The 16705-nt window shown below is 63.1% G+C and carries 15 protein-coding genes and 1 pseudogene; 1 reads left to right on the top strand and 15 read right to left on the bottom strand.

Annotation, left to right across the window (positions count from 1 at the left end):
* Positions 1–34: 34 nt before the first annotated feature.
* The 9 genes from IVA92_RS31840 to IVA92_RS31800 form a co-directional block, all read right to left on the bottom strand.
* The gene (locus tag IVA92_RS31840; RefSeq protein ID WP_247278749.1) at positions 35–1375 is read right to left on the bottom strand and encodes an MFS transporter; all 1341 of its coding nucleotides are present in this window, start codon (positions 1373–1375) and stop codon (positions 35–37) included.
* A gap of 163 nt (positions 1376–1538) precedes the next feature.
* A complete protein-coding gene (locus tag IVA92_RS31835) occupies positions 1539–1997 on the bottom strand; it encodes a nuclear transport factor 2 family protein (RefSeq protein WP_247278750.1) in 459 nt (152 codons plus the stop codon).
* Between the two features lie 13 nt (positions 1998–2010).
* Complete coding sequence (locus tag IVA92_RS31830) at positions 2011–2940, bottom strand: aspartyl/asparaginyl beta-hydroxylase domain-containing protein (protein WP_247278751.1); 930 nt, start codon at positions 2938–2940, stop codon at positions 2011–2013.
* A 127-nt stretch (positions 2941–3067) separates the two neighbouring features.
* A complete protein-coding gene (locus IVA92_RS31825; protein ID WP_007612486.1) occupies positions 3068–3223 on the bottom strand; it encodes a hypothetical protein in 156 nt (51 codons plus the stop codon).
* Positions 3224–3382: 159 nt separating this feature from the next.
* Entirely contained in the window at positions 3383–4822 is a 1440-nt protein-coding gene (locus IVA92_RS31820; RefSeq protein WP_247278881.1) for an NAD(P)/FAD-dependent oxidoreductase, read from the bottom strand.
* Positions 4823–4899: 77 nt separating this feature from the next.
* On the bottom strand, positions 4900–5316 hold the full coding sequence (locus IVA92_RS31815) for a nuclear transport factor 2 family protein (RefSeq protein WP_247278752.1): 417 nt from the start codon (positions 5314–5316) through the stop codon (positions 4900–4902).
* Between the two features lie 167 nt (positions 5317–5483).
* Positions 5484–6905: an adenosylhomocysteinase gene (gene ahcY, locus IVA92_RS31810; protein WP_247278753.1), complete on the bottom strand. Its 1422-nt coding sequence runs from the start codon at positions 6903–6905 to the stop codon at positions 5484–5486.
* Positions 6906–7033: 128 nt separating this feature from the next.
* Entirely contained in the window at positions 7034–8230 is a 1197-nt protein-coding gene (metK, locus tag IVA92_RS31805; protein ID WP_247278754.1) for a methionine adenosyltransferase, read from the bottom strand.
* Positions 8231–8290: 60 nt separating this feature from the next.
* Entirely contained in the window at positions 8291–9646 is a 1356-nt protein-coding gene (locus IVA92_RS31800; RefSeq protein WP_247278755.1) for a hypothetical protein, read from the bottom strand.
* Positions 9647–9821: 175 nt separating this feature from the next.
* Here IVA92_RS31800 and IVA92_RS31795 point away from each other — a divergent pair.
* A pseudogene (locus tag IVA92_RS31795) lies at positions 9822–10299 on the top strand (peptidase C14, caspase catalytic subunit p20); the annotation flags it as partial.
* 227 nt (positions 10300–10526) lie between these two features.
* On the opposite strand, the gene IVA92_RS31790 reads toward IVA92_RS31795, so the two are convergent.
* The 6 genes from IVA92_RS31790 to IVA92_RS31765 form a co-directional block, all read right to left on the bottom strand.
* A complete protein-coding gene (locus tag IVA92_RS31790; protein ID WP_247278756.1) occupies positions 10527–11645 on the bottom strand; it encodes a cobalamin-independent methionine synthase II family protein in 1119 nt (372 codons plus the stop codon).
* A gap of 79 nt (positions 11646–11724) precedes the next feature.
* The gene (locus tag IVA92_RS31785; RefSeq protein WP_247278757.1) at positions 11725–12441 is read right to left on the bottom strand and encodes an ABC transporter ATP-binding protein; all 717 of its coding nucleotides are present in this window, start codon (positions 12439–12441) and stop codon (positions 11725–11727) included.
* Positions 12434–13189, bottom strand: coding sequence for an ABC transporter ATP-binding protein (locus IVA92_RS31780; protein ID WP_247278758.1), 756 nt, complete (start codon positions 13187–13189; stop codon positions 12434–12436). Before IVA92_RS31780 ends, IVA92_RS31785 begins: the two co-directional genes overlap by 8 nt.
* On the bottom strand, positions 13186–14214 hold the full coding sequence (locus IVA92_RS31775) for a branched-chain amino acid ABC transporter permease (protein WP_247278759.1): 1029 nt from the start codon (positions 14212–14214) through the stop codon (positions 13186–13188). Before IVA92_RS31775 ends, IVA92_RS31780 begins: the two co-directional genes overlap by 4 nt.
* An 8-nt stretch (positions 14215–14222) precedes the next feature.
* The gene (locus IVA92_RS31770) at positions 14223–15092 is read right to left on the bottom strand and encodes a branched-chain amino acid ABC transporter permease (protein ID WP_247278760.1); all 870 of its coding nucleotides are present in this window, start codon (positions 15090–15092) and stop codon (positions 14223–14225) included.
* Positions 15093–15332: 240 nt separating this feature from the next.
* Positions 15333–16511, bottom strand: a complete 1179-nt coding sequence (locus IVA92_RS31765) for an ABC transporter substrate-binding protein (protein ID WP_247278761.1) — start codon at positions 16509–16511, stop codon at positions 15333–15335.
* Positions 16512–16705 lie beyond the last annotated feature (194 nt).

Below are 16705 nucleotides of genomic sequence, written 5' to 3'. Positions count from 1 at the left end.
AGCCCCGGACGTCGCGTCCGGGGCTTTTACGCGCTCAAGTTCGCCGCTCATGCGCGCCGGCCACGTTGATATCCTTCCCGGTGTAATCGGTCATCATCGCGGTCGCGGCCAGCGTCACGACAGCGCAAATCGCGATGTAGATTGCGATCGCGGTCGCCGAGTGGAACGTGCCGAACAGCCAGGTTGCGATCAGCGGCGCCGGACCGCCGGCGATCACGGAAGCGAGTTGATAGCCGAGCGAGGAGCCGCTGTAGCGCAGGCGTCCGGTAAAGCTCTCGGCGATCAAGGCGGCTTGCGGGCCGTACTGCATGTCATGCGGAATCAGCGACAGGATGATCGCGACGAAGATGATGGTTGGCGATCCGGTGTCGAGCATCGCGAAATAGACGAAGCCGAATATGCCCGTCACGGCAGCGCCGATCATGTACATGTTCTTGCGGCCGATCTGATCGGAGATATGTCCGCACAGCGGGATCGAGACGAACGACAGCACCGAGGCCGAGAGCACCGCGGTCAGCAGGAAGTCGCGCGAGACATGCAAGGTGCCGATGCCATAGGAAAAGACGAAGGCTGTGAAGATGTAGAACGGCGCCTGCTCCGACATGCGCGCAAAGGCGGACAGCAGAATCTCCTTCGGATACTCCCGGATCACGGTCAGCATCGGCGTGCGGTCCACCTGACGTTCGGCCACGAGCTTTGAGAACACCGGCGTTTCGAGGATGCCGAGCCGGATATAAAGGCCGACGCCGACCAGGATGATGCTGAGCGCGAACGGAATGCGCCAGCCCCACGCCAGGAACTGATCGCCCGCCATCTGGCTGAACGCCAGCACGGCGAGATTAGCGAGGAACAGACCGCAGGGCACGCCGAATTGCGGCCATGACGCGATCAATCCTCGGGATCGGTCGCTGCGGGCCCATTCCATCGACATCAGCACCGAGCCGCCCCACTCGCCGCCAACGCCGACGCCCTGAATGAATCGCAGCACGGTCAGGATCACGGCGCCCCAGATGCCGATGCTCGCATAGGTCGGCACCACGGCCACCGCGGCGGTCGCCAGTCCCATCAAGAGCAGCGTCGCGATCAGCGTCGACTTGCGGCCGATGCGGTCGCCATAGTGACCAAAGATTGCCGCGCCGATCGGGCGCGCGATGAAGCCGACTGCGTAGATCGCAAACGCCTCCAGCGTGCCAACCCAGGGGTCGGACTGCGGAAAGAACAGCTTTGCGAAAACCAGACCGGTGACGGTGCTGTAGAGAAAGAAATCATACCATTCGATCGCGGTCCCTACCGTGGACGCGATCACCGCGCGACGAAGCTGGCGCTGATGCTCGGATGGAGTAAGTCGGGTGGCGTCAAGGCCGAGTGTTGCCATGGGAGCGTTTCCCTCGGACAGCCCCCGGTTGCGTATTTTTCACCGGTTGTTCCTTGAGGAACAAACGAGATCAGGTTCCAAGGGTTCCGGCCGAGGTGGAACGAGAGTGTAAAACTTTAGTCGGCCAATAAAGCCGCGGCGCACGCTGCCGGATGGCTTGGCGCTACCAAGCCTTCACAGGCCGATTGGCGTGGCTTGCCTGCGGCACACCGCGATTGAGCGACATGTGGGAATGCACGCACAGCCACGTTTCGCCATTCCTGGCAAACACCATCGTCGCCCGGCCGGGGCGTGGGAAGGGGCTGCCATCGGGATGATAACCCGTGCTCGCCCATGGCGCGATCACAGTCGCCATCGTGCCATCGGCTGATGCCAGAACGGAGATCTGCTCGAGGACGAAACGGAAATCGGTCGTCTTGGGCCAGACGTTATTCCACTGCGTCGAGACCCACTGATCAAGACCAGGGATGACGTCGTTATGCGTGCCGAAGGCAAGCACGTCCGGATGGAAGAGCGGCCGCGCCGAAGCGTAATCAACCTCCCGGACATAGCCGGCAAAACTTTCCAGCCAGTGGCGGAAGAACTGCACGATCTCCGTATTCGCGACCGGCAAGGGGCTCATCGCGACGCCCTGATCACCGCAGAGCCGACAGCACGATGAGGCCGAGGATCAGCGCCGTCAGCGAATATTTCAGCGTGTAGTAGACGTTGCGGTTCCATTCCTTGACCTTGCGGCTGGCGAGGTGGATCTCGTAGAGCTTGCCGAACAACTTGTTGAGCACGCCGACATTCTCGCCGTCGACGTTCTGGGTCGCCGACGCCTTGACGATGTGGTGGCTGACCCAGCGGTTGATGGCGGTCATGAAGCCGAACTTCATCGGCCGCTCGACATCGCAGAACAGGATGATGCGGTTGACGTCGGTCGCATTCTCGGCGCTGTGGATGAAGGTCTCGTCGAACATAAAGGCTTCCCCGTCGCGCCAGACGCATTCGACACCGTCGACCAGGATGCGGCACTTGTTCGAGTTCGGCGTGACGAGGCCGAGGTGATAGCGCAGCGAGCCCGCGAACGGATCGCGATGGGCGCCGAGCTTGCCGCCCGGCGGCAGCATCGCGAACATCGCGCCGTGCACGCTCGGGATCGCGTTGAGCAGCTCCACCGTCTTCGGGCAGAGCGTGCGCGCCGACGGCAGGAAATCGTCGTACCATTTCAGGTAGAACCGCTTCCAGCCGCTCTTGAAGAAAGAGTAGAAGCCCCAGTCGTTGTTGTTGGCGGCCGCGCGAATAAAACCTTCGTCGAACAGGCGCACCGCCTCGTCGCGGATGATCTCCCAGTTCTCGCTCAGCAGCTTCAGCTCGGGAAACTGATCGACCGAGATCACCGGCTTGTTGGGTACGGCCGAGCCGACATACATCAACACATTGTAGGGCGCGAGATAGGTCGAGTGGTCGCCGAGCTGGCGCGCGAAGCGCAGCCGCTGCTTGCCGCGGAAGTGGACGTAAATCGTCGAGACGACCAGCACATAAAGGATAACAAGTTGCGGCGCAAAAAGCTGTTTCAGCATATCCCCGTTCCCCAGTGACCCAGCCGGGGACGTCATCTATCCCGACCCGACCGGGGCGGCAAGATATTCACCGCTGGGTTGCACTCACACTGGCGCGAGCGGGAGCATGGAACCTGACGGAGAGCGGTCACGCCCGCGATAGCGCCTGGAGCCCTTTGAAGGTCAGGCGTTTGGGATCGGTGACGCCGGCGAGATAGAGACGGCGGATGAAGGCGATGACGGCATCGCGGTCGCAATCGGTCAGCGCGACGACGGCGTCGACCGCAATTCTCTGGGCTTCCATTGGGCTCACCTCGGCCTTGCGAGTAACCCCGGCCGAGACAGGCTAGGACTCAATCGGTTAAGCCGGCGTTAACCGTGCGGTCTGCGCCAGGCTCAACCCGGCGGCGATCGCGCCACCGCGCTCACCTCGAAAGGGACACCCGCCGCAGCAGCGGCAGGGTCAGGAATATCGCATCACGCCGTCGTCGATCCGCCCGAAGCGCAGCGAGACGATGTCGAGTGCGTAGTTCTGATACAGCCGCCACGGCCGCTTCGAGCCTTGCTTCGGCATCCTGGCGACCGAGCGCTGCACATAACCCGAGCTGAAATCGAGTGACAGCTGGGCGCTGATCGTGGCATCGTCATTGTGCGGCATGCACTGACGGAAATTGTGCCGGTCCATGTAGTTGATCAGCCGGCAGACATATTCGCAGGTGAGATCGCATTTCAGCGTCCACGACGCGTTGGTGTAACCGAACGCCGAGGCCATGTTCGGCACGTCGGCATACATCATGCCCTTGTAAGTCAGCGTGTTGGCGAAATCGACGGCGTGGCCGTCGACGCTGATCTCGAGCCCGCCGACGACCTGGAGCACCAAGCCAGTCGCCGTCACGATGATGTCGGCAGCAAGTTCGCGGCCGTCCTTCAGGCGGATGCCCTCGCGCGTGAAGGTATCGATCTCATTGGTGACGACGGAGGCGCGCTGCTCGCGGATCGCCTTGAACAAGTCGCCGTCCGGCACGAGACACAGCCGCTGGTCCCAGGGATTGTAGCGCGGCGTGAAATGGGTCGCGACATCGTAGTCGGGCCCGAGCGCATTTCTGACGCCCTTGAGGATGAGGTCCTTCACTTTCGCGGGCCGGCGCCGGCTGAGCTGGAAGAAGAACATCCCCCACATCACATTGCGCCAGCGGATCAGGTGATAAGCGAGCCGCGCCGGCAAATTGCGACGCAGCTTGTTGGCGAAGCGATCGTGCGCGGGACGCGACACCACATAGGTCGGCGAGCGCTGCAGCATGGTGACCTGCGCCGCTCTCTTGGCGAGCTCCGGCACCAGCGTCACCGCCGTCGCGCCCGAGCCTATCACGACGACGCGTTTGCCCGAATAGTCGATGTCCTCAGTCCATTTCTGCGGATGCACGATGCGGCCCTGGAAATCCGCCGTGCCATTGAACTCCGGGGTGTAGCCCGCCTCGTATTTGTAATAGCCTGAGCACATGAACAGGAAATTGCAGGTGAAGCGCACGAGCTCGGTTGCGCCCTCGCCTGTTGTGCGCTCGGCCTCGATGGTCCAGCGCGCCTCCGGCGTCGACCACGATGCGCGCTTGACGCGATGACGGAAGCGGATGTGCTTCTCGATGCCGTTCCCGGCGGCGGTCTCGCGCACATAGTTCAGGATCTGCGGCCCGTCAGCGATCGCCTTGGGATCGGTCCACGGCTTGAAGGAATAGCCCAGCGTGAACATGTCGCTGTCGGATCGGATGCCGGGATAGCGAAACAGGTCCCAGGTGCCGCCGATGCAGTCGCGTCCCTCCAGGATGACGTAGCTCTTGGTCGGGCACTTGGTCTGCAAATGATAGCCCGCGCCAATGCCGGACAGGCCGGCACCGACGATCAGCATGTCGAAATGTTCTTTGGCTTCGGCCACGGCGGTTCTCCCCGCTCAGAGGATGGCAGCGCCACGGCAAATTGCAACCGTCAGGTCGCAGCAGCGGCCACGCAGGCGGTATCGAAGAACTCGTGGTACTCGACCGCCTTGCCGTCCTTGAAGCGCCAGAAATCGACCTTGGGCGTCTGCGCGACCTTTCCGGTCTTCTTGTTCGTCCATGCGCATTCGCCGCGCGCAACGACGGCATCGCCCTGCGCAACGTATTCGTTCATCGTGTAGTACTCCATGCTCCAGTCAGCAAGCAGGCCGTCGAAATAGCTTCGCAGCTCGGTCCGGTCGTCATAACGCCTGGCGAAAGGTATCGGCTCGGCTCCCCGCGGAATCGAATCGAACTTGATCTGCGGGCCGATGACGTTGTCGAACCAATAGTCGACGCTTTGGCCCTTGCTGTCGTTCCACTGGCGATAGGCTTCCTTCAACAGCTGAACGTTGGCTTCGCTTGACATCGCATTCCCTCCATATGCATTTTGACAATGAACATCGGAAAAAGGCCCGCCCGCTGCAAAAAGTGGCGGGCTTGTTGTGGCTCTACCTGCGAGCGTATCACAGAGGCGGTCAACAAAAAATAGGCCCCGGATCGCTCCGGGGCCCTGGTGTCGCAATCGCCATCGGATCAGTACCGGTAGTGGTCCGACTTGTACGGGCCTTCCGGCTTCACGCCGATGTAGTCGGCCTGGTCCTTGCGCAGCTCGGTGAGCTTGACGCCGATCTTGGCGAGGTGCAGGCGCGCGACCTTCTCGTCGAGCGTCTTGGGCAGCACGTAGACCTTCTTCTCGTACTTGCCGTCCTTGTTATTGGCGAACAGCTCGATCTGCGCCAGCGTCTGGTTGGTGAACGACGCCGACATCACGAAGGACGGATGGCCCATCGCATTGCCGAGGTTCACGAGGCGGCCCTCCGACAGCAGGATGATGCGGTGCTTGTCGGGGAATTCGATCTCGTCGACCTGCGGCTTGATGTTGGTCCATTTCAGGTTACGCAGCGACGCGATCTGGATCTCGTTGTCGAAGTGGCCGATGTTGCAGACGATGGCGCGATCCTTCATCGCGCGCATATGCTCGATCGTGATGATGTCCTTGTTGCCGGTGGCGGTGACGAAGATGTCGGCGCGGGGTGCGGCGTCTTCCATGGTCACGACCTCGTAGCCTTCCATCGCGGCCTGCAGCGCGCAGATCGGATCGACTTCGGAAACCATCACGCGGCAGCCGGCCTGGCGGAGCGAAGCGGCCGAGCCCTTGCCGACGTCGCCGAAGCCCGCAACCATGGCGACCTTGCCCGACAGCATCACGTCGGTGCCGCGGCGGATGCCGTCGACCAGCGATTCACGGCAGCCATAGAGGTTGTCGAACTTCGACTTGGTGACGCTGTCGTTGACGTTGATCGCCGGGAACAGCAGCGTGCCCTTGTTGGCCATCTCGTAGAGGCGATGCACGCCCGTCGTCGTCTCTTCCGAAACGCCCTTGATGTTCTTGGCGATCTCGCCGAAGTAGCCCTTGGGCTTTTCCTTCAGCAGGCGCTTGACCAGCGCATAGAAGATCTCCTCTTCCTCGGAAGCAGGCTTGTCGAGGAAGGCGGTGTCGCCGTTCTCAGCGCGGACGCCGGCATGCACCAGCATGGTGGCGTCGCCGCCGTCATCGAGGATCATGTTGGGCGTGCCGCCGCCATGCCAGTCGAACAATTTTGCGGTGTAGTCCCAGTACTCGGTCAGCGTCTCGCCCTTGACGGCGAAGACGGGAATGCCGGCGGCCGCGATCGCGGCGGCGGCGTGGTCCTGGGTCGAATAGATGTTGCAGGAGACCCAGCGGATGTCGGCGCCGAGCGCGGCCAGCGTCTCGATCAGCACCGCGGTCTGGATCGTCATGTGCAAGGAGCCTGCGATGCGCGCGCCCTTGAGCGGCTGCTTCGGGCCGTACTCCTCGCGGGTGGCCATCAGGCCGGGCATCTCGGTCTCGGCGAGCGAGATTTCCTTGCGGCCGAAATCGGCCAGCGAAATGTCCTTGACGATGTAATCGGTGAAGCCGGGCTTCGCGTTCATTGCGAGTGTCCTGTTTGTTGAACTCGTCATTCCGGGTCGCCCAAAGAGGCGGACCCGGCATCTCGATGTGATGGATAAGGTTCCCGGCTTCGCTCGCGTTGCGGGCGCGCCCAGGATGAGGCGTAAAACTAGAGCGCGCGCTTGAGCGGCTCGACGAGGTCGGTCTTCTCCCAGGAGAAGCCGCCCTCATTGTCGGGCGTGCGGCCGAAATGGCCGTAGGCCGAGGTGCGCGCGTAGATCGGGCGGTTGAGGTCGAGATGGCTGCGGATGCCGCGCGGCGTGAGATCCATCGCTTTAGCGACGGCCTTCTCGAGCTGGTCCTCCGACACCTTACCGGTGCCGTGGGTGTCGATGTAGATCGACAGCGGACGTGCCACGCCGATGGCATAGGCGAGCTGGAGCGTGCAGCGGTCGGCAAGACCGGCGGCAACGACGTTCTTGGCGACATAGCGCGCGGCATAGGCCGCGGAGCGGTCGACCTTGGTCGGATCCTTGCCGGAGAACGCGCCGCCGCCATGCGGGGCCGCGCCGCCATAGGTGTCGACGATGATCTTGCGGCCGGTCAGGCCGGAGTCGCCGTCGGGGCCGCCGATGTAGAACTTGCCGGTCGGGTTGATGTGCCAGATCGTCTTCGGCGTGATCCAGTCCTTCGGCAGCGCCTCGCGCACATAGGGCTCGACGATGTCGCGCACCTGCTTGGAGGTGAGATCCTCGACCAGATGCTGGTGCGACACCACGATCTCGCGCACGCCGACCGGCTTGCCGTTCTCGTATTGCACGGTGACCTGGCTCTTGGAATCCGGGCCCAGCACCTTCTCGCGGCCGGAGTGGCGCGCTTCGGAGATGAGGCGGAGGATCTTGTGGGCGTAGAAGATCGGCGCCGGCATCAGGTCGGGCGTCTCGTTGGTGGCGTAGCCGAACATGATGCCCTGGTCGCCCGCGCCTTCTTCCTTGACCTCGCCCGGCTGCAGCGCGTCGACGCCCTGCGCGATGTCGGCCGATTGCGGATGCAAGAGGATCTCGATGTCGCAGGTCTTCCAGTGGAAGCCGTCCTGCTCGTAGCCGATGTCCTTGATCGCGCCGCGGACGACGCTCTCGATCTGCTCGTTTGTCACCGACTTCGGACCGCGGGTCTCGCCGGCGATCACCACCTTGTTGGTGGTGGCTAGCGTCTCGCAGGCGGCGCGAATCTGCCAGGGGTCGATGCCCGCCTTCGGCCCTTCACGATAGAACAGGTCGACAATCTCATCGGAGATCCGGTCGCAGACCTTGTCCGGATGACCCTCGGACACGGACTCACTGGTGAAGAGATAGGACGCGCGCATCAGTAACCCCTTGTTCCGCCATTAGCCGGCGGGCGTTTGCGATGTTTACTTTTGATGATGTCAATCACGCCGACGCGAGATGACGTAGGATTCGTCGAGAAACCAGAGCCCATTGTACTTTCGCAGCACGTCCCTGGCGGCATCCAGAGTGCGGCCGTTTTGAGTCATTTCAGTCAACCGGTCGTCCTCAATCTGAGCGACATACACCGCCGCATTCCACGCTGCAAAGGCCGTCGAGGTGCCGATGGTGCCGGTGACCTCGTTGGGCAGCGCTTCCATATCATACCTGAAGATCGAACGGTTATCCGCATAGGCATTAAAATTTAAGTCGCGGCCCACCGATCCAAGTTCATACTTAACTGCACGCAGTAGCTCATGACGGCTGACTGAGAAAGGATTTTCTCCAGGCCAGATCGCCTGGATCATTTCCATGCCCGGATCCTGGCCGTGGGAGTGAATTCCGATCAGCCGGCCGCCAGGCCGGAGCGCCCGCGCCAGCGGTGCAATGATCCGCTTGGCCCTGAAATTGACCGAGGACAGGGCCCGGTAGGGCTGAGATGCGATGACGAGGTCGAAATTGGCCTCGGCCTGTCCCGGCCGCGGAATGGTCGAATCCAACAGGAACCTATGGTCCTCGCGATAGAGCACGAGGACGACGGGTCGCTCATAGAGCGGCATAGCCGTGCGCGGGCTAATCGCAGCGCGCCAATTCTGCTCCAAAAACGGCCTCAGCTCCGCGATCTGCTGCTCGAACTCGCCCGATGAAGCGCCGCGGAGCGGCACTTCGTGCCAGACGGTGGCCGCCGCCGCCGCAGGCGATGCCGGCGTGAGCCAGGGCGCCTCGGCGTAGAACATGTTGGTGAAGACGAACACCGACGCCGGATGCTCGAAAATGCGGTCCGGCACCTTCTCCAGCGTCAGGCGCAGGTCCTCGAGGCTGAGCTCCTTGCCCGCGACATAGAACGGCATGTGCGGAAAGCGCTGGTGCGTTGCGCGCAGCACCCGCGCCAGCACCGTGCCGTCGCCGACGCCGGCGTCGAACAGGCGCAGCGCCGGCGGGCGCGGGTGGATGGAGCTTAGCTCCAGGGCAACCCTGTCTGCGATCACCCGCTTCTCGCTGCAGGTGTGGACGAACAGCAGGTATTTCTGGCGATTCTCGAAGAAACGGAAATTGCCGCGCGGGTCGCGTTTTTCCGGCGGCACCTGAAGTCCCCGCGGCGGCGGCACGCCGCCGGCCATCGATGCGGCCATATAGGCCTGGATCCGCTCCAGCGTGTCGATGGTGATGCGCTTGCCCTCGCGCAGGCGGTGCACCAGCTTCCCATCGTTCACCGCGCGGCGGCCGAAGGTCGATTCCGCCATATCCGCCTTGCGGCAGAACTCGGTGATTTGGCTCAAGATTTCGTCGTTTTTCATCAGTGGGAAAGCGTTGGGCAGACGGGATGGGTCACACGTCCTAGCAAATTCTGCCCACTCATGGAATAGCGGATCGAGCCGCCGCGGTTTGCCGGGTGCGCCAGGGCGGAAGCCGTGAACCCCTGCGCCACGCCGGAAAACAAACCAGCGCTTCTCCTCTTACGAGATCATCGCCATGCGCCGCCTGCTCGTCGCGCTCTGCCTGGTCACACGTGCGCCGTGGTCCGCGCCCGCCTTCGGGCAGGCGCGCAATCAGCTCGGTCCACTCTGCACGACCGTGACGACGCCGGCAGACCAGACGGTCGACGCCCGCACCAGGATCATCGCGCTGAAAGTCTTCAGGGGCAAAACTTCTGGCGTGCTGCCGCGTGAACAAGAAGGGCGACTACGCCAAGTTCGTCGCCGACGCCACGGAAGCGATCGGCTCCAGCCGGCCAGGCGATCTACAGCTTGCGGACGGGCCTATTACGACAAAGGCGAGTACGAGGTCGCGATCGCGGATTTCGGCCACGCGCTGAAGCTCGGCCCGCCCAACGGCATCATCTTCCAAAATCGCGGCAGGCAATGCCTGGCGCGGCAAGCGTGACTATGCCAAGGCCATTGCCGATTACGACAGGTCAATCAGGGTCGACCCGAAGTCGGCGTTCTCGTTCGGGCCGAGGTGGTCTCGATCACGAAGAACAAGCAGGTGCCGTCGTCGAATTCCTCGTCTGCTGGTCGAGGTCGACCTGGCGGCGAAGTGACGAGCTATCGCCCAACTCAGCTGTCATCGCCCGGCCTTGACCGGCCGATCCAGTATTGCAGAGACAGCGAGAGATACGGAGAAGCCGCGGCGTACTGAATTCCCCGCCTTCGGGGAATGACAGCGGAGCTAATGGGGTTACTGGCCCCACACTTCCTTGGCGATCTCGACCGCGAGGCTGAGCTTGGCCCATTGCTCTTCCTCGGAGAGGATGTTGCCCTCCTCGGTCGAGGCGAAGCCGCATTGCGGCGACAGCGCGAGCTGCTCCAGCGGGGCGAACTTGGCGGCTTCTTCCAGGCGGCGCTTGATGTCGTCCTTCTTCTCGAGCTCGCCGAACTTCGAGGTGATGACACCGACCACGACGACCTTGTCGCCCTTGGGCAGGAAGCGCAGCGGCTCGAAGCCGCCGGCGCGGTCACTGTCGTATTCGAGGAAATAGCCGTCGTAATTGGTACCGGCGAGCATGGTCTCGGCAACCGGCTCGTAGCCGCCCGAGGAGATCCAGGTCGAGCGGAAATTGCCGCGGCAGACATGCGTCGTCACCACCATGTCGGCGGGCTTCTCGGCCAGCGCGTAGTTGATGATACGGGCATAGATCTGCTGGAGGCCGTCCGGATTGTCGCCGCGCTCGCGCGCCTTCTGCAGTTCGTCCTGCGAGCAGAGATAGGCCCAGACGGTGTCGTCGAACTGGAGATAGCGGCAGCCGGCGTCGTAGAACGCCTTCACCGCCTTGCGGTAGGTCTTGCCGAGGTCCTCGTAGAAGGCGTCGAGATCGGGATAGACCTCCTTGGAGATCGACTTGCGGCCGCCGCGGAAATGCAGCACCGCCGGCGACGGGATCGTCATCTTGGCGGTGACGTGGGCCTGGTCGGCATACTTCTTCAGGAAGCGGAAATGATCCAGCATCGGGTGGTTGTCGGGGAAGTCGAGCTTGCCGACCACACGAACCGCATCATGGCGCGTCTCCACGCCCGCAAACTGGATGCCGGTGTCGGGGTGGAACAGCTCGCAGCCGGTGAGCTTGGCCAGGAAGTCGAAATGCCACCAGGAGCGGCGGAATTCGCCGTCGGTCGCGAGCTTGAGCCCGATCGAAGCCTGCTTGTGCACGACCTTCTCGATCTCCATGTCCTCGATCTTGCGCAGATCGTCGGCCGAGATCTCGCCCTTCTCGAGACGGCTGCGTGCTTCCTTGATCTTGGCCGGACGCAGAAGGCTGCCGACCTCGTCGGCGCGGAAGGGGGCTTTGGTTCGCTGCATTTGTTACTCCCGGATATTTTCTATCGCGTTTTCAAGCGAAGTGGCTACCGGTTCACGTTAAGAAAACGCGTCGGACAAGTTAGTGGGCCGCCGCCCCGGCGACGCCGAGGTGACGCTCCAGGACCGAGGGGTCGGCCTTCAGCGCGGCGCTCGGGGCGTCGTGGACGATCGTTCCGCGCTCCAATATCACAACGCGGTCGGCCAGCCCCAGAATCTTTTGCGCATTCTGCTCGACGATGATCGAGCAGATGCCGCCCGCCCGGGTGATGGTGCCGATCGCCTTGAGCAGCTCCTCGACGATGATGGGGGCGAGGCCCTCGGTCGGTTCGTCCAGCAGCAGGACTTTCGGATTGAGGGTCAGCGCGCGGCCGATCGCCAGCATCTGCTGCTCGCCGCCGGAGAGCTGGTTGCCAAAATTGCTGCGCCGCTCCTTCAGCCGCGGGAACATCTCGTAAACCTTCTCGACCGTCCATGGGCCGGGTTGCGCCACCGCGGTCATGTTCTCCTCGACCGTGAGCGAGCGGAAGATATTGCGCTCCTGTGGCACCCAGCCAATCCCGGCGCGCGCGCGCTGGTCCGGCCGCATGGCCGTGACGTCGACCCCGGCGAGCGCGATCGAGCCGGAGAAGCGGCGGGTGACGCCGACGATGGAATTGATCAGCGTGGTCTTGCCGGTGCCGTTGCGGCCGAGCAGCGCCAGCACCTGCCCCTCGGCGAGGCGCAAGGACATGTTGGGCAGCACCACGGCTTCGCCATAGCCGGCGCGAAGCGCGTCGATCGCGAGCAGGTCAGACATTGACCGCCTCCTCGCCGAGATAGACTGCCTTGACCTGCGGATCGCGCGCGACCTGTTCGGGCGGCCCCTCCGTGAGCAGCGCGCCCGAGACCAGCACCGAGATACGGTCGGCAAAGGAGAACACGAGGTCCATGTCGTGCTCGATCAAGAGTACAGTGACGTCGCGCGGCAGCGCGCCGACGACCGCCAGAATGTCGTGGCGCTCGCTCTCGGGCACGCCGGCGGCAGGCTCGTCCAGCAGCAGCACGCGCGGCTTGGCCGCGATTGCGACTGCAATCTCGAGCAGGCGCTGCTTGCCGTAAGGCAGTGTCACGGTCTGCTCGTTCATGACGTCAAGCAGATGGAAGCGCGTGAGCAGATCGGCTATCTCGCCATTGACGTCGCTGCGAGTGCCCATCCGCCGCCACCAGTCGCCGCCATGGCCAAGGCGCTCGGAGACGGCAAGGCCGATGGTTTCGAGCGGGGTCAGGTCGGGATAGAGCTGATTGATCTGGAAGGTGCGCGACAGGCCGCGCAGCACGCGCTTGTGCACGGGCAGATCCGTGACGTCCTGGCCTTCGAGCAGGATGCGACCCGAGTTCGGCTTGAGCACGCCGGTGAGCTGGTTGATGACGGTGGTCTTGCCCGCGCCATTGGGGCCGATCAGCGCGTGACGGGCGCCCTGCTCGACCTTGAGCGACAGGTCGCGGGTGACCCGCAGACCGCCGAACTGCTTTTCGAGATTCTTCGTTTCGAGCGCGATAGTCATGCGTCGCTCTCCGGCACAGCAACAACGGCCTTGCGCCCGGCCACCTGCTTGATGATCAGGTTCGGCACATAAAGTACCCAGCGGTGCAGGCGCTGGCGGCCGATCAGCACGATCACGACCAGCACGAGGCCGATCCAGAACTGCCAATATTGCGGGGTGATGGTCGAGAACAATTCCTGGAGCATGCGGAACACGACCGCGCCGATCAGCCCGCCATAGAGATAGCCGGTGCCGCCGATCACGAGCACCAGCATCAGATCGGCGGAGCGCTCGAACGCAAACACGTCGAGCGAGGCGATCGCGGTGGTCTGGGTGAACAGTGCGCCTGCGATGCCGGCATAGAACGCCGCCAACGTGTAGATCGCGATCAGGCGACGGTTGACCGGAATGCCGATCGCGGCGGCCCGCAGCGGATTGTTCTTGATCGCACGTAGCGACAGGCCGAACGGCGAATGCACGACGCGGCGCGCGAACAGGAACAGGAGGAACAGCACAGCCAGTGAGTAGAAGAAGCCGGCTTTGCCGAACATGTCGAACGGGATCTCGCCGAAGATCGGCTGCATCTCGATGCCTTGCAGGCCGTCGGTGCCACCCGTGATATTGGAGAAGCGCTCGGCCAGTGCTTCCAGCAGCAGGGCGATGCCGAGCGTCACCATCAGTCGGGTCAGGTCGACGCCGCGGATCACCAGGAAGCTGGTGGCAAAGCCGAGCACCATCGCGGCAAGGCCGGACGCGACGAGCGCCAGCACGGGCTCTTTGATGATGCCGTGCAGCGCGAGGAGCCCCGCGGCATAGGCGCCAACGCCGAAGAATGCGGCATGGCCGAGCGAGACGATACCGGCATAGCCGAGGATGAGATCGAGCGACATCGTGAACAGCGCCAGCCGCAGGATGTCAGTCATGATCAGATAGCGCGTGGGGAAGGCGAAGCCGCAGGCCAGCACGATGAGCCAGAAGGCGATTTCGCCAAAGTGCCAGCGCGCCTGGCGCTGGGCGTGATAACCGACGTCGGAGGAGGCGCTCATCGGCAAACTCAGCGCGCGGCCGTGCGGCCGAACAAGCCGTTCGGGCGCCAGATCAGGATCACGATCATCATGGTGTAGATCACGAAGGGGCCCATCTTCGGCACGTAATATTTGCCGGCGACGTCGCCGATGCCGAGCAGGAGCGAGGCCAAAAACGGACCGGTGATCGAGGACGAGCCGCCGACGGTGACCACGATCAGGAAGTAGATCATGAACTTCAGGGGAAAGTACGGATCGAGGCCGAGGATCTCGGCGCTCAGCGCGCCGCCGAGGCCGGCGAGCCCGCAACCAAAGGCAAAGGTGAGCGCGAACACCTGCGGCACGTTGATGCCGAGACCGCTGGCGGCGCGCGGATCGTCAACGGCGGCGCGCAGACGGCTGCCGAAGCGGGTCTTGGCCAGCACCATCTGCAAAGCGATGGTGAGCAAGCCGCAGATTACAATGATCATCAGCCGGTAGCGGCCGATGCCGACGCCGAACACGTCGAACTGGCCCTGGAGCGCGGCCGGCAAATTGATGAAGACGCGCGAGGATCCCTGGATGTAGTCGACGGCCGCGACCGACATGAAGGTCAGGCCGATGGTGAACAGAACCTGGTCGAGATGGCTGCGCGCATAGAGGTGGCGGTAGAGCGTGCGTTCGAGCGCAATGCCGATCGCGGCTGCGGAGACGAAGGCGAGCGGCAGGGCGGCGAAGAACCACCAGCCCATCCGGTTGACCAGCACCATGCAGATATAGCCTCCGGCCATGGCGAAGGCGCCATGGGCAAGATTGACGAAGTTCATCAGGCCGAGCGTGACTGCAAGCCCGCAAGCGAGCACGAACAGCAGCATGCCGTAGGCAACGCCATCGAACAGGTTGGTGAGGATTGCGGTCATCGGGAGCAGATCGTTGTCGAAAAAGTATCAGGTCTAGCGGAGTAGGCTGCTCTGCTCCTCTCCCGCTTGCGGGAGAGGGCTGGGGAGAGGGTATCTCGGCAACGGGACAATCCCCGACTTGAAAAGAGCCCTCACCCTGCGCTTCGCGATAGCCGAGGCTTCGCCTCGGCGACTCTTAAAGGACGGCCACCAAAGCTGGCCTACGCTCTCCCGCAAGCGGGAGAGGTTTAGAAGAGCGCATCACTTCTTGGTCTTGCCGAGATCCTTGACGGCCTCGAAGGTCGCGAACTCGACATTGTAGAGCTCGCCGTCGACCTTCTCGACCTTGCGGATGTAGATGTTCTGCACGATGTCGCGGGTCTCGGGATCGATCGAGATCGGGCCGCGCGGGCTCTCCCACTTCTGTCCCTTCATGGCTTCGACCAGCTTGTCACCGTTGGTGTCGCCGCCCGTCTTCTTCAGCGCTTCGTAGATCAGGTGGATGCCGTCATAGCCGCTCACCGCCATGAAGCCCGGACGGTTGCCGAAGGCTTTCTTGTAAGCGGCAACGAAATCCTTGTTCATCTGCGAGGGATGCGCCGCGGAGTAGAGATGCGCGGTGACCGTGCCGAGCACGGCGTCGCCCATGTTGTTGAGCAGGTCGTCGTCAGTGACATCGCCGGGTCCGATTACTTTGATGCCGGCCTTGTCGAGACCACGCTCGGCATACTGCTTCATGAAGTTGCCGCCCTGGCCGGCCGGCACGAACACGAAGATTGCGTCAGGCTTGGCGTCTTTCATGCGCTGGAGGAACGGCGCGAAATCGGGGTTTTGCAGCGGCACCTTGACCTCTTCGACCACCTCGCCGCCACCGGCGGTGAAATTCTGCTTGAAGAAGTTCAGCGCGTCATTACCCGGCGCGTAGTCCGAGGTCAGCGTTGCCACCTTCTTGATGCCGTTCTTGACCGCCCAATCGCCGATGATGGTCGAGGACTGCGCAAGCGTGAAGCTGGTTCGCACGATGTAGGGCGAACGCTCGGTGATGATGGAGGTGCCGGCCGCCATGACGACTTCCGGAATCTTGGCCTGCGTTGCGAGCGGCGCCGCCGCGAGCGCGGCGGGCGTCACGCCGAAGCCGGCGATGAAATTGACCTTGTCGTTGACGATCAGTTCCTGCGCGGCGGTCTTCGTCTTGTCGGGAATCGCGGCGTCATCCTTGACGATGATCTCGATCTTCTTGCCGGCGACGGTGTCGCCCTTCTGCTGCATGTAGAGCTTGATCGCGTTCTCGATCTGCTTGCCGGTCGAGGCCTGGCCGCCGGTCATCGGCAGAATCAGACCGATCTTCACGGCGTCCTGCGCCTTCGCAGGCGCGATGGCGGCGAGGCCCGCGATGGCGGCCGCTGCTGCCGTCCGTGAAAACGTTTTGAGCTCGAACATCAGATGTCCCTCCCCTTCATTCCTGACCTCTTGTGCATCGAACCGAGTGCCCGGTCCTTGCCTTTACCTTAGCGCGCACGCGCCATGTCGCCGCGCCACATGGCGTCTTTCGCGCCCTTATTGTCAATCGGACGTTTGGCGACCATTCGGCGCAAGCCGCGCGCTCCGATTGTCGACGGCGGCAAGCGGCATCG

Source organism: Bradyrhizobium sp. 154 (assembly GCF_023073875.1).
GTDB lineage: Bacteria > Pseudomonadota > Alphaproteobacteria > Rhizobiales > Xanthobacteraceae > Bradyrhizobium.
The sequence above is the reverse complement of the archived record's forward strand: the minus strand, read 5'-3'. Positions and strand labels throughout refer to the sequence as shown.